Raw genomic sequence first — 12,905 nt, 5'->3', positions numbered from 1 at the left:
CAGTCGTCAAAAATAGTGCAAAAGAGGCAGGGTATGAGGCACGCGGAAACAGTCACCTTCGGGGGGTCTGGTCTCGACCGGGCAGGTGAACTGCGAGATGACAGCGCCTCGATCGAGGCGGCCCGGACATCGGCTGATACCCGGGCAATCGTATTTTGGCGTGGCAAGCCCTTGATCACATCGGGCGACACGGCGGAACTGGTGCGTCTGCCCATGGATCACGCCATCCTTGCGGAAGTCACGCCGGAGCAGATTTTTCTGGGTCGCGAAGACGGTGCCGCGCGATTTGCCGTGGATCTGTCTGCGTGGGAGCCACCCGATCTGGATACCGAGATGCTGGGCGGTTTTCTGGATCCTTCCGAACAAAGCCATCCGGCCCTGCCGGCTACGATGGTCTTTGCGGAATTGCGACGGGTAATGACGTGGCTGTCACCCCGGGATGCCGAACTTGCAGCAACCGGCAAGGCAGTATTCGGCTGGCATGAAACACATAAGTTCTGCTCCAAGTGCGGCGCTAAGTCACAGATCAGCCAGGCAGGATGGCAGCGCCGGTGTCCCGATTGCGGCGCATCGCATTTCCCACGCACCGATCCTGTTGTCATCATGCTGATTACCCACGGTAACAGGGTTCTGATGGGGCGGTCTCCGGGATGGCCGGAGGGGATGTATTCGCTGCTCGCCGGATTTGTCGAGCCCGGCGAGACCCTTGAGGCCGCGGTTCGGCGCGAGGTTCTCGAAGAGGCGGGTGTGCAGGTCGGCGCGGTCGGCTATCTTGCCAGCCAGCCATGGCCCTTTCCGGCCTCCCTGATGTTCGGGTGTTCGGGGCAAGCCCTGAGTGAAGAAATCATCATCGACCCGGTCGAGATCGAAGATGCATTGTGGATCAGCCGTGAAGAGATGATGCTGGCTTTCTCGGGAGATCACCCGACCATGTTGCCTGCGCGCAAAGGGGCAATTGCACATTTTTTGCTGGAGAATTGGCTTGCGGACCGGCTGGATTGACCCGACAGTGTTCATAAAGGTTAACGTGAGCTGCTGAATGAAATTCTCGACGAATGAGGACATTGAAGCGCCGATCTCCTCGGTATTCGATATGTTGTCGTCCTTTGAGTACTATGAACGCGCGGCGATGCGCCGCGGTGCGGAAGTCCAGCGCACAGATGTCCTGAAAGCCCCGGGTGTGGGGATGACCTGGGCGACGCGATTCAACATGCGCGGCCGGGCCCGCGAGGTTGATCTGACAATGGCATCTTACGAACCTCCGAACGAAATGGTTCTGGACGTGTTGTCGCAAGGAGTAAAAGGCGAGACGCGGTTTGAACTGATGGCCTTGTCGCGCAGCCGTACCCGCATAATGATCAGTGTCGAATTACGCCCGCAAACGCTGCCCGCCCGTTTGATGCTGCAATCGCTCAAGCTCACTAAATCCGTTCTCACCAAGCAATACAAAGCGCGGATCGGTGAATACGTCAAAGAAATGGAAGAACGGTATCAGGCGAGCGCGCAGACCTGAGGCGTCATTGCCGGCGGACATGAATTCGCCCGACTAACGTCGTGCGGTCACCATTTTCGGATGCTTTCAGGTGTGCATGAAAACCTTGCTCCAATTGCATTATCGCCGTGTCATGATCGGCGCACTATTCTACGGTCTGGCCGCTTTCCTGATGTTCTCCGGCCCGCCAAACGACGCCTCCTTGCTGATCAACCTGGTGACCACGCTTGTTTTCATGATGATCATCGCGGTGCTCGGGTTTGTCGGTGTTGCCGCTTTTCCCAGTTTCCGCATCGTCATGGAGCTTGGTGGCTTGGTTTTCTTTGCCTCGGCCGTGTTTCAACACAGCGGTTTGGCGCATAACGCCGACCACCTGCCGGAATGGCTGGCCTCCTGCGCATTTTTTATCATGTTTGCAATCATGCATCAGGTTGTTTACGGCACCTGGTGGCAGAAATCCGGGCTGGGCTTGTCAGTGCGTTTGCATTCGCGCTTCGACACCAAGCTCACTCCTGCCGAAACATGGGCGCAACTGGTGCCGAACGAGCATGATCCCGGAGCATATTATTCGAAAACGTTAAGAGCATACCACCCGGTCCCGGAGATCCCGGGACGGTACATCCAAAAGCTCGGATTGGGAGGCAGCGCGGTTCTGGAACTGCAAATCGATGTGACGGAACGGATTCCGAACAAGCGCTATGCATACCGGTTCCACACCGAAACAAGCGACCGCAACAGAATGTTCAACCGGGGTTCCTGCGTGATCTCGCTTACTGACCTCGGCACGCAGGGCACCCGTGTGGACATCAGGGAAATCAACGAAAAGCTCGCGGTTGGAGAAGCCTTGCTGATGTGGTTTGACAATCTCGGGGCACAGGTCAGCGCTTCGGCCCGTGCGGTGCTGAACGGCACGAGAGACCTGACACTGCTGGGCAAGTTGCGACGCGAGGTCCACGCGTTGAGCTGAAGACCGGGGGCCGGATCAGTGGCGGCCCGGATCAGCCGGATACACGCCCAGAATTTCGACCATGTTGGTAAAGTAATCAAGCTCCTCCAATGCGCGCCTGACGCCCGGGTCTTCCGGATGGCCTTCGATATCCGCATAAAATTGCGTTGCGGTAAACGATCCTCCGACCATGTAGCTTTCCAGTTTCGTCATGTTGATCCCGTTCGTGGCGAATCCGCCCATGGCCTTGTACAGGGCTGCGGGGATATTGCGGACTTCGAAGACGAAGCTGGTGATCATGCCATGGTCGCCGCGCCGCGACCGGTCGGCATCAGGTGACATCAGCAGGAACCGGGTCGTGTTATTGCCCTCATCCTCGATGTGTCTTGCCAGCAGATCCAACCCGTAAATCTCGCCCGCCAGTTCACTGGCCAACGCCGCCATCGTCGGATCCCCGCCCGCAGCGACGTCCTTGGCCGAACCGGCCGTATCTGCGCCGGTAACCCGCGAGATGCCGTGCTGTGCCAGAAAATCCTTGCACTGCCCCAGCAGAACCGTATGGCTCATTGCGGATTTGACTTCCTTCAGCTGGGTGCCCGGCAGCGCCAGCAGGTTGATGTGCACCCGCACAAATGCTTCCTCGATGATGTGCAGGCCCGATTTCGGCAGCAGCGAATGAATGTCCGCGACCCGCCCGTAGGTCGAATTCTCCACCGGCAGCATCGCCAGTTCCGCACGACTGGACCGCACCGCCTCGATCGCGTCCTCGAAGGTCGCGCAGGGGACCGGCGTCATATCCGGGCGCGCCACGCGACAGGCTTCATGGCTGTAGGCGCCAAGTTCGCCCTGAAACGCGATACTGGCAGAGGATAAGGTTGTCATTAAGCGGTCCTTGGGTTTTTTCTACTAGTAGGGGTCGATTGGTCGCGGTAAGTACACCTTGCCACAGCCAAGGTGAAGCAATAGATAGCCCCAAACCCATAGCAATGGACTGACAAGCATGTTCGACACAATGACCTTTACGAAAGCGGCCGGCGGTATCTGCGGCGCCCTGCTGGTGTTCCTTCTGGGTAAGTGGGCAGCTGAAGAGCTGTACCACATGGAAAGCCATGGTGAAGCGGCCTACGTGATCGAAGTGGAAGGCGGCGAAGAAGTCGCCGAGGTGGAAGAAGTCGATTTCGCAACCGTTCTGGCCTCCGCCGATGTGGAAAAAGGGGCCAATGTGTTCCGCAAGTGTTCGGCCTGCCACAAGCTGGTTGACGGCGAGAACGGCACCGGGCCGCATCTCTACGGCATTGTCGGCCGCGACAAGGGGTCCGTCTCCGGGTTCAACTACTCGGATACGCTGGCGTCGATGGAAGGCGACTGGACACCTGAAAACCTGAGCGGGTTCCTCGAAAAGCCGTCGTCATATGCCGCGGGCACGTCGATGAGCTTCTCCGGTCTGAAGAAGGTCGAGGACCGCGCCAACGTGATCGCCTATCTCGACAGCCTCACCAACTGATCTTAACCCGACATTAACCAAAAAAGCCGCTTGCTGGGATGCGAGCGGCTTTTTTGTATCTGCAGGCGCAAATTGCACCTCGGATCACATTTTCGCAACTTGTAACTTGGCGCTGCGTCCCGTTAGCTTACATGGTTAACGACCAAGACGCCCGAGCATACGGCGCAGGACCGGAGGATATGCCAGATGACAGCCCGACAGGCGACCACGACGATGCGAAACCCCGTCATCCATGCGCTCAAGCTGAGTTTGTGTCTTCTGATGCTTTTGCTGGCAATGATCTGGTCCGACACAGCACGGGCAGAAGAAAAGACGATTGTGAGCCATGGATACTCGTTCTACGGCAATCTCTCCTATCCGGAAGACTACACGCATTTCAATTATGTGAATCCGGACGCGCCCAAGGGGGGTGAAATCTCCTTTTCCGCCCTCGGCACTTTCGACTCGATGAACCCCTATACGCGCAAGGGCCGTGGCGGTGCGCTTAGCACCATCATGTACGAAAGCCTGCTGGGGGAGGGAACAGGCGGCACGACCGCGCCCGCAGATGTCTTCGCCGAATATTACGGCCTTGTGGCCGAGCGGCTGGAATACGATGAAGGGAAGAACTGGGTTATTTTCTATATGCGGCCCGAGGCGCGCTTTTCCGATGGCACCCCCCTTACCGCCCATGATGTCGCGTTCAGCCAGCAACTCATTCTGGAGCAGGGGCTGAAATCCTATGCGGATGCAGTCAGCAAACGCATCACCGACATCGAGGTCATTGACGACCACACGATCAAGTATTCCTTCACCCCCGGCATTTCACGCCGCAGCCTCGTCGAGGTGGTCGGCGGCATGTCGATCTGGTCCAAGGCATGGTACGAGAAAACCGGTGCGCGGCTTGACGAAAGCCGTCTCGATATCTCGCCCGGCTCGGGTCCGTATATGGTCGATACAATCGATGTGAATCGCCGGATCATCTACAAGAGGAATCCCGATTACTGGGGTAATGATCTGCCCTTCAATGTGGGCCGGAACAACTTTGACACGATTCGCGTGGAATATTTTGGCGACGAGAACGCGGCCTTCGAGGCGTTCAAAGCCGGTGAGTATACCTTCCGCACCGAGGGCAATTCGCGGCAATGGGCCACGGCTTATGACTTTCCCAAGGTGAACGATGGCCAGATCGTCAAGAAGGAATTGCCCGATGGCTCCCCGCCGACGCCAACCGGTTTCGTTTTCAATCTTGGGCGGGAGGTTTTGCAGGACCGGCGCGTCCGCGAGGCGATTGCGCTTGGGTTCAATTTCGAATGGACAAACGAGTCCCTGCAGTTCGGGCTCTTCAAACCGCGCGCGTCTTTCAACCAGGATACGGATCTGATGGCGGTTGGTGCGCCGGAGGGCGAGGAGCTTGCATTCCTGCAGTCTCTGGGTGATCTGGTGCCAGAGGACATGCTGACCTCCGAGGCGCGTATGCCGCATACGTCGGGCGCGAACAGGCTGCTGGATCGCCGCAACCTGCGCCGCGCGATGAAGCTTCTGGATGACGCCGGATGGTCCGTGGGTGCCGATGGCAAGCGCAGGAATGCCGCGGGCGCACCTTTGAAGGTTACCTTCCTGCTCAACTCCGCAGGCTCTTCGACCCTACGCGCCGTGGTCGAAAACTTCCTGTCCAATGTCGAGGCGATGGGCATCGAAACCGTGCTGGAGGCGGTGGATGCCGCGCAATACACCAACCGCGAGCGCGACCGGGATTATGATCTGGTCTACGATCAATACATCCCCTTCCTCAGCACCGGGGGTGGTTTGCAGCAGTTCTTCGGCTCTGAAGCCGCCGCCTATTCCGTTTTCAACCCCGCCGGTCTGGCCAGCCCCTTGGTTGATGAAATCATCGAGGCATCCCAGCGCATGGAGACCAAGGAAGACACGGATGTGACCCTGATGGCGCTGGACCGCGCGCTGCGGTATGAATTCTTTATGGTGCCGACGTGGTATAACGACAGCTTCTGGGTGGCCTATTACGATCAGTATGAACACCCCGAGGAAATCCCGCCGTTCGCGTTGGGTCAGCTGGATTTCTGGTGGTACAATCAGGACAAGGCGGACGCCTTGCGCGCTGCCGGTGCACTGAGGTAGCAGCCGACTATGGGCGCCTATATTGTCAGAAGGCTATTGCTGATCATCCCGACGCTTCTGGGGATCATGCTGATCAACTTTGCACTGGTGCAATTCGTGCCCGGCGGCCCGGTTGAGCAGGCCATCGCGCGCGCCCAGGGGGAGGGTGATGTCTTTGGCGGCTTCGCAGGCGCGGGCAATGATGCGGGTAATGCGGAACTGCCCACCAACGATAGCCAATACGTGGGCGCACGTGGACTGCCACCCGAATTCATCGCGGAGCTGGAACGGGAATTCGGTTTTGACAAACCGCCGGTGGAACGCTTCCTGACCATGATCTGGAACTACATGCGGTTTGATTTCGGCGAGAGCTATTTCCGCTCGATCTCCGTCATTGAACTGATCAAAGAAAAACTCCCCGTGTCGATCACGCTGGGCCTCTGGTCCACGCTGATCGCCTATCTGGTGTCGATCCCGCTGGGCATTCGCAAGGCGGTGAAGGATGGCACCAGCTTCGATACATGGACCTCGGGGGCCATCATTGCGGCCTACGCCATCCCCGGCTTTCTCTTTGCGATTCTGTTGCTGGTGCTGTTTGCCGGCGGGTCGTACTGGCAGATTTTCCCGCTGCGCGGCCTGACATCGGACAACTTCGATCAACTGAGCCCATTGGGAAAGGTGGCCGACTATTTCTGGCACATCGCCCTGCCGGTGCTGGCCTCAACGATCTCGGCCTTCGCGACGCTGACCCTGCTGACCAAAAACAGCTTTCTCGACGAAATCAAAAAGCAATATGTGATCACCGCCCGTGCCAAGGGTCTGTCGGAACGCCGGGTGCTTTACGGCCACGTGTTCCGGAATGCGATGCTGATCGTGATCGCCGGATTCCCGGCGGTTTTCATCGGCGTGTTCTTCGGCGGCTCCCTGATTATCGAGACGATTTTCAGCCTCGACGGTCTCGGGCGTCTGGGCTTTGAGGCCGCCGTCGCAAGGGATTATCCGATCGTCTTTGGCACGCTGTTCATCTTCGGCCTGATCGGGCTGGTGGTCGGTATCATCTCGGACCTGATGTATGTGTTCGTTGACCCGCGCATCGACTTTGAACGGAGGGAAGGCTGATGGCACTCTCCCCGCTCAACCAGAGGCGCTGGCGAAACTTCAAGCGTAACAAGCGGGCCTATTGGTCGCTGTGGATTTTCGCGGTGCTCTTCGGCCTGTCGCTGATTGCCGAGTTCATTGCTTACGACAAACCCATTCTGGTGCAATACCGCGGCAGCTATTACACGCCGATCTGGAATTTCTATCCGGAGACGGAATTCGGCGGCGATTTCCAGACAGAAGCTGTCTATCGCGACCCGGAGGTCAAATGCCTGATCGCCACGGGTGGGCTTGATTTGTGTTTCGACGATCCTGAAGGTTATATCGAAGATGCAGAAGACGGTATTGTCGAAGGGGAGTCGATTGAAAAAGGCTGGGCGATCTGGCCGCTGATCCCCTATTCCTTCGACACCGCGGTGGATCGCCCGGGCGCGGCGCCGCTGCCGCCCAACGGCGAGAACCTGCTGGGCACCGATGGCACCAAACGCGACGTGCTGGCACGCGTGATCCATGGGTTTCGACTGTCGATTTTCTTCACGTTACTGGTCACCGGCGCCTCCAGCCTCATCGGCATCATCGCCGGGGCCGTGCAGGGCTTTTTCGGTGGCAAGACCGACCTGATCTTCCAGCGGGTGATCGAGATCTGGGCATCAACGCCGTCGCTTTATGTAATCATTATCATGTTCGCCATTCTGGGGCGCAGTTTCTGGCTGCTGGTCTTCTTGCTGGTACTCTTTAGCTGGACGTCGCTTGTCGGTGTGGTCCGTGCGGAGTTCCTGCGGGCCCGAAACCTGGAATATGTACGCGCCGCACGCGCGCTCGGGGTCAGCAACGTCACGATCATGTTCCGCCATATGTTGCCGAACGCGATGGTGGCCATGCTGACGATGTTGCCGTTTATCATCACCGGTACGATTTCCACGCTGGCGATTCTGGACTTCCTTGGGTTTGGTCTTCCCTCATCCGCCCCCTCGCTCGGGGAGCTGACCCTGCAGGCCAAGCAGAATCTGCAAGCGCCTTGGCTCGCCTTCACCGCTTTTTTCACCTTTGCCATCATGCTGTCGCTGCTTGTCTTCATCTTCGAAGGTATCCGCGACGCCTTCGACCCGCGGAAGACTTTCACATGACTGCACTTTTGGACGTCAAGGACCTGCGTGTCAGTTTCCGCCAAGACGGTGCGGTAACGGAAGCTGTCAAGGGGGTCAGTTTTGCGGTCGAACGCGGCGAGACGGTGGCACTGGTGGGCGAATCCGGCTCCGGCAAATCTGTCTCGGCCTTGTCCACTGTGTCGTTGCTGGGCGACAGCGCGGAGGTGTCCGGATCCGTGACCTACGACGGACAGCAAATGATCGGTGCCAGCGAGGCGCTGCTGCGCAAGGTGCGCGGCAATGACATCAGCTTCATTTTCCAGGAGCCGATGACCTCGCTCAATCCGCTTCACACCATTGAAAAGCAACTGGGTGAAAGTCTCGCCCTGCACCAGGGCCTTGCCGGTGCAGAAGCCCGGGCGCGTATTCTGGAACTGCTGGAACACGTAGGCATTCAGGACGCGGAAAGCCGCATTTCCAGCTATCCGCATCAGTTGTCGGGGGGGCAGCGGCAGCGCGTCATGATCGCCATGGCGCTGGCCAACAAACCCGACGTGCTGATCGCGGACGAGCCGACAACCGCGCTCGACGTGACCATTCAGGCGCAAATTCTCGACCTGCTGAAAGAACTCAAGGACCGTATGGGCATGGGTTTGTTGTTCATCACGCACGATCTTGGGATCGTCCGCCGCATCGCGGATCGGGTCTGCGTGATGCAGCATGGGATAATTGTCGAAACCGGGCCGACGCGGCAAATCTTCGACGCCCCGAAACACCCCTATACCGTCAAGCTCTTGAGTGCGGAACCGTCTGGCGCGCCGGCACCGGTACCGGATAAGGCCGAGGTGATCGCACAAGCGGATAACCTCAAGATCTGGTTCCCGATCCAGGCCGGTTTGCTGCGTCGCACGGTGGGGCATGTGAAGGCTGTGAACGATGCCAGCTTCTCGGTGCGGGCCGGTGAAACGATCGGCATCGTGGGGGAAAGCGGTTCCGGCAAAACGACCCTGGCGCTGGCGCTGATGCGGCTGATCTCTTCGGAAGGTCAGATCGTGTTCATGGGGCAGGACGTCCGCAAATGGTCAACGCGACAGCTGCGCGGTTTGCGCAAAGACATGCAGATCGTGTTTCAGGATCCGTTTGGCAGCCTCAGCCCGCGCATGACCTGTGCCCAGATCATCTCCGAGGGTTTGGGCATTCACAAGGTTGATGCAGACCGGGATCCGCGCGATCTGGTGCGGGAGGTGATGGTCGAGGTCGGCCTTGATCCGGCGACAATGGACCGTTATCCGCACGAATTCTCCGGCGGCCAACGCCAGCGGATCGCCATCGCGCGCGCCATGGTGTTGCGACCAAGGCTGCTGGTGCTGGATGAACCGACCTCGGCGCTGGACATGACGGTGCAGGTTCAGATCGTGGACCTGTTGCGAAATCTTCAGGAAAAATACGGGCTGGCCTATATCTTCATCAGTCACGATCTGAACGTGGTGCGGGCGATGTCGCACCAGGTGATCGTCATGAAACGCGGAGACGTTGTTGAACTGGGCGACGTTGACACGATCTTTGACGCCCCATCACACGACTACACACGCACGCTGCTGCAGGCCGCAACCTGACCCCACGGGTTAGATTGCCGACGCATGCCCGGCGCCTGACATATCGTAGGCGTCGAAATGGCGCGCGATGATCCGGGCGAGGGTATGGCCTTCGGGACGGATGCGCAGACCCGCATCTGTAAGCTGGACAATGTCGCCAAAACGGTCGGCCGCGGTTTCCATCATCTGCGCCACCTGATGTTCGCAGCCCGGGAACCGATCGGCAAGATCGGTCGCGCGCACTTCGAAATCGCACATGATGGCTTCGATGATCCGGGCCCGCAGAATGTCCTGACCGGCAAATACATGCCCGCGGGCCGTGGCAAACCTGCCCTCTCCGATAGCCTTCGCATAGGCGGAGGTCGCGGGCGCGTTCTGGGTGTACCCCTGCGGAAACCGCGAGATCGCGGAGGCTCCCAAACCAATCAGCACCTCCGCAGGGTCATCCGTATAGCCCTGGAAATTGCGCCGTAACCTGCCGGTCTCGGCGGCGATGGCCAGACGGTCTTCGGGCGTTGCAAAGTGGTCGATTCCGATTTGCCGGTATCCATCCCACTCAAACAGCTGGCGGGCGGTTTCGAACAGCCGCAAACGCTTTTCCGGCGCGGGCAGCGCATCGCTGGGTATCAGGGATTGCCGGCGCGCCATCCAGGGCACATGCGCATAGCCGTAAAGCGCCACACGGTCAGGGTTCAGCGTCAGCAGCTTCTGGACGGAATCTGAAATACGCGTCTCGTCCTGATGGGGCAGGCCAAACAGGATATCCGCGTTCAGGGAGGTAACCCCGACCTGTCTCAGCATTTCAACGGCGTCCCGGGTGACTTCGAAACTCTGAATCCGGCCGATCGTGGTTTGCACCTCGGGGTCGAAATCCTGCACGCCAATTGAGGCGCGGGTCATCCCTGCCGCGGCGAGCGCGTCGAGGCGGGCCGCGTCAATCTCATTGGGATCGATCTCAACCGAAAACTCGGCACCGTCTGCCAGGGGCGCGACAACGCGCACAGCCTCCGCCAGCTCCGCCATCATTTCAGGAGACAGAAGCGTGGGTGTCCCGCCGCCCCAGTGTATCCGGCTCAGTGTGACATCGGATGGCAGGGCGCGGCCGAGCATCGCGACTTCGGTTTTAAGCCTGTCCAGATAACCGCGGACCGGTGAGAGGGTTTTAGTGCCTTGTGTGCGACAAGCGCAAAACCAGCACAGGCGTCTGCAAAACGGGATATGCAGATAAAGCGATACCTGGCTGCCCGGTGGAACGGCGCCGATCCATTCCTGCATCTGTCCGGAACCGACGTCAGCACTGAACTGAGGGGCGGTCGGGTAGCTTGTATATCGCGGGACCATCGCGTCAAATAGCCCCAGCTTTGCTAATCTGGATGTTATAGGCATAGTGTTGGCATAAAGAGCGGGCAGACAGACCGCTTTGACACAGATCAAAAAAGAGGACCGCATCTATGCAGCACATGGCATCGCCAGCCTTCAAAAACTGTTCGGACTGCCCGATCCGGCATCGTGCGGTTTGCGCCAAGTGCGACAGTGACGAATTGGCGTTGCTGGAGGACATCAAGTATTACAGGAGCTTCAGTGCCGGTCAGCCCGTGTTGTGGGCAGGAGATCACATGGACTTTGTGGCCTCTGTCGTGTCCGGTGTTGCGTCACTTACGCAGACCATGGAAGACGGCCGTACCCAGATGGTCGGACTGTTGCTGCCGTCCGACTTCGTGGGTCGCCCGGGCCGCAGCGTTGCCACCTACACGGTTACCGCGACGTCGGACCTGATGATGTGCTGTTTTCGGCGAAAGCCCTTTGAGCAGATGATGGACACCACGCCGCACGTGGCGCAGCGGCTGTTGGAAATGACATTGGACGAACTCGATGCGGCGCGGGAATGGATGCTGGTACTGGGGCGCAAAACGGCACGCGAGAAAATTGCCAGCCTGCTCTCTATCATCGCGCGTCGGGACGCTGCCTTTAGCACATCCAACCCCGGAAAAGCGCTGACCTTCGAACTGCCGCTGACACGCGAGGCAATGGCCGACTATCTGGGCCTGACGCTGGAAACGGTCAGTCGCCAGATGTCAGCGCTCAAGCGCGATGGCGTGATTGCCCTGTCGGGGAAACGGCGCATTAGCGTGCCGGACATGGACAAACTGCTGTTCGAAGCAGGTGACGATAGCGATGGCGGCTTCCTGACTTAACGGGAAGTCCCCTGATCCGCCATCGCCCGCCACGGCCCTTCAGTGGGCCATGAACACCGGAACTTTTGAATGTTCCAGCATTTCCCGGGTGGCACCACCCAGGACCGCCTCGCGGAACCGGGAATGACCATATCCCCCCATTACCAGCATCTGCGAATTGGTTTCGGTGACGTGGCGCTGCAGCCTTTCGCTGATCTTTGCTCCGCCACGGGACATGACCTGAATGTCACAATGCACCCCGTGACGGGACAGCATGACCGCAAGCGCCCCTCCGGGGTCGGAACGATCTGCTGCATGCTCGGGTGGATCGATGATGGCGATATGCACCTCTGTCGCGGCAGCGAGAATGGGCATCGCCGCGCGCACGGCCCGCAGGGCTTCGGCGCTTTCGTTCCAGCCGATCACCACGCTTTCGGGCCGTGCCTGCACGGCCGCATCCGGCACAACCACCGTCGGGCAGGCCGCATCAAACAGCATAGTTTCCAGAATCATGGTGTCTTCTGCGCAGCTTTCATCGCGGTAGGGCAGCGCAACAACGCATAGGTCGGCGAATCGTGCACCCCGGGCCAGCGGGCGCCCCACGTCTGCAAGTGTTGCCACGGCATTCGAGGCGTTCCAGCGCAGTTTTGAACTCTCCAGCCATGACGAAACATCGTCTTTGACGACCTCGGCCTTGGTGTACGCTTCTTCGATGGCGGCCTGCATGATGACCGCATTGGCACCCACTTCGTAATAGTTGCTCCGGGACCGGTCGATACCCAGACACATCACTTCAAGATGCGCGTCGTGCACTTCAGCGAGAGAGGCCGCCTGTTCGAGAGCGGCTTTATTGGAGGCGAAGGAGGTCATGGCGGTGAAAATCGTTTTGTAGGGCATGATCCTAATCCTTT

At 59.0% G+C, this 12,905-nt stretch carries 12 protein-coding genes; 9 read left to right on the top strand and 3 right to left on the bottom strand.

The window, feature by feature from the left end; translation table 11 throughout:
* Positions 1–33 precede the first annotated feature (33 nt).
* From nudC to KX928_RS16285, 3 genes are all read left to right on the top strand, one after another.
* Complete coding sequence (gene nudC / locus KX928_RS16295) at positions 34–1,002, top strand: NAD(+) diphosphatase (RefSeq protein ID WP_219504749.1); 969 nt, start codon at positions 34–36, stop codon at positions 1,000–1,002.
* 37 nt (positions 1,003–1,039) lie between these two features.
* Positions 1,040–1,513 carry an SRPBCC family protein gene (locus tag KX928_RS16290; RefSeq protein ID WP_219504747.1) on the top strand — a complete coding sequence of 158 codons (474 nt, stop codon included), beginning with the start codon at positions 1,040–1,042 and terminating at the stop codon, positions 1,511–1,513.
* 76 nt (positions 1,514–1,589) lie between these two features.
* Positions 1,590–2,459 carry a hypothetical protein gene (locus KX928_RS16285; protein WP_219504745.1) on the top strand — a complete coding sequence of 290 codons (870 nt, stop codon included), beginning with the start codon at positions 1,590–1,592 and terminating at the stop codon, positions 2,457–2,459.
* A gap of 15 nt (positions 2,460–2,474) precedes the next feature.
* On the opposite strand, the gene KX928_RS16280 is transcribed toward KX928_RS16285, so the two are convergent.
* A complete protein-coding gene (locus KX928_RS16280; RefSeq protein WP_219504744.1) occupies positions 2,475–3,320 on the bottom strand; it encodes a prephenate dehydratase in 846 nt (281 codons plus the stop codon).
* A gap of 118 nt (positions 3,321–3,438) precedes the next feature.
* Here KX928_RS16280 and KX928_RS16275 point away from each other — a divergent pair, with 118 nt between their 5' ends.
* The 5 genes from KX928_RS16275 to KX928_RS16255 all read left to right on the top strand — a co-directional run bounded on the left by KX928_RS16275 (position 3,439) and on the right by KX928_RS16255 (position 9,841).
* A complete protein-coding gene (locus KX928_RS16275; protein WP_219504742.1) occupies positions 3,439–3,942 on the top strand; it encodes a c-type cytochrome in 504 nt (167 codons plus the stop codon).
* Positions 3,943–4,128: 186 nt separating this feature from the next.
* Positions 4,129–6,060: an extracellular solute-binding protein gene (locus KX928_RS16270; protein ID WP_373274804.1), complete on the top strand. Its 1,932-nt coding sequence runs from the start codon at positions 4,129–4,131 to the stop codon at positions 6,058–6,060.
* Positions 6,061–6,069: 9 nt separating this feature from the next.
* The gene (locus tag KX928_RS16265) at positions 6,070–7,158 is read left to right on the top strand and encodes a microcin C ABC transporter permease YejB (protein WP_219504740.1); all 1,089 of its coding nucleotides are present in this window, start codon (positions 6,070–6,072) and stop codon (positions 7,156–7,158) included.
* Positions 7,158–8,264 carry an ABC transporter permease gene (locus tag KX928_RS16260; RefSeq protein WP_219504738.1) on the top strand — a complete coding sequence of 369 codons (1,107 nt, stop codon included), beginning with the start codon at positions 7,158–7,160 and terminating at the stop codon, positions 8,262–8,264. The genes KX928_RS16265 and KX928_RS16260 overlap by 1 nt, the downstream gene beginning before the upstream one ends.
* Positions 8,261–9,841, top strand: coding sequence for an ABC transporter ATP-binding protein (locus KX928_RS16255; RefSeq protein WP_219504736.1), 1,581 nt, complete (start codon positions 8,261–8,263; stop codon positions 9,839–9,841). Before KX928_RS16260 ends, KX928_RS16255 begins: the two co-directional genes overlap by 4 nt.
* Before the next feature lie 9 nt (positions 9,842–9,850).
* Here KX928_RS16255 and hemN read toward each other — a convergent pair whose 3' ends face one another.
* Positions 9,851–11,206: an oxygen-independent coproporphyrinogen III oxidase gene (gene hemN / locus KX928_RS16250; RefSeq protein ID WP_219504734.1), complete on the bottom strand. Its 1,356-nt coding sequence runs from the start codon at positions 11,204–11,206 to the stop codon at positions 9,851–9,853.
* 65 nt (positions 11,207–11,271) lie between these two features.
* Here hemN and fnrL point away from each other — a divergent pair, with 65 nt between their 5' ends.
* The gene (fnrL, locus tag KX928_RS16245; RefSeq protein ID WP_219504732.1) at positions 11,272–12,015 is read left to right on the top strand and encodes a transcriptional regulator FnrL; all 744 of its coding nucleotides are present in this window, start codon (positions 11,272–11,274) and stop codon (positions 12,013–12,015) included.
* Between the two features lie 39 nt (positions 12,016–12,054).
* Here the strand turns inward: fnrL and KX928_RS16240 are convergent, their stop codons facing one another.
* Complete coding sequence (locus KX928_RS16240; protein WP_219504730.1) at positions 12,055–12,891, bottom strand: universal stress protein; 837 nt, start codon at positions 12,889–12,891, stop codon at positions 12,055–12,057.
* Between the last annotated feature and the right edge of the window lie 14 nt (positions 12,892–12,905).

The organism is Roseobacter insulae, assembly GCF_019375555.1.
GTDB lineage: Bacteria > Pseudomonadota > Alphaproteobacteria > Rhodobacterales > Rhodobacteraceae > Roseobacter > Roseobacter insulae.
The sequence above is the reverse complement of the archived record's forward strand: the minus strand, read 5'-3'. Positions and strand labels throughout refer to the sequence as shown.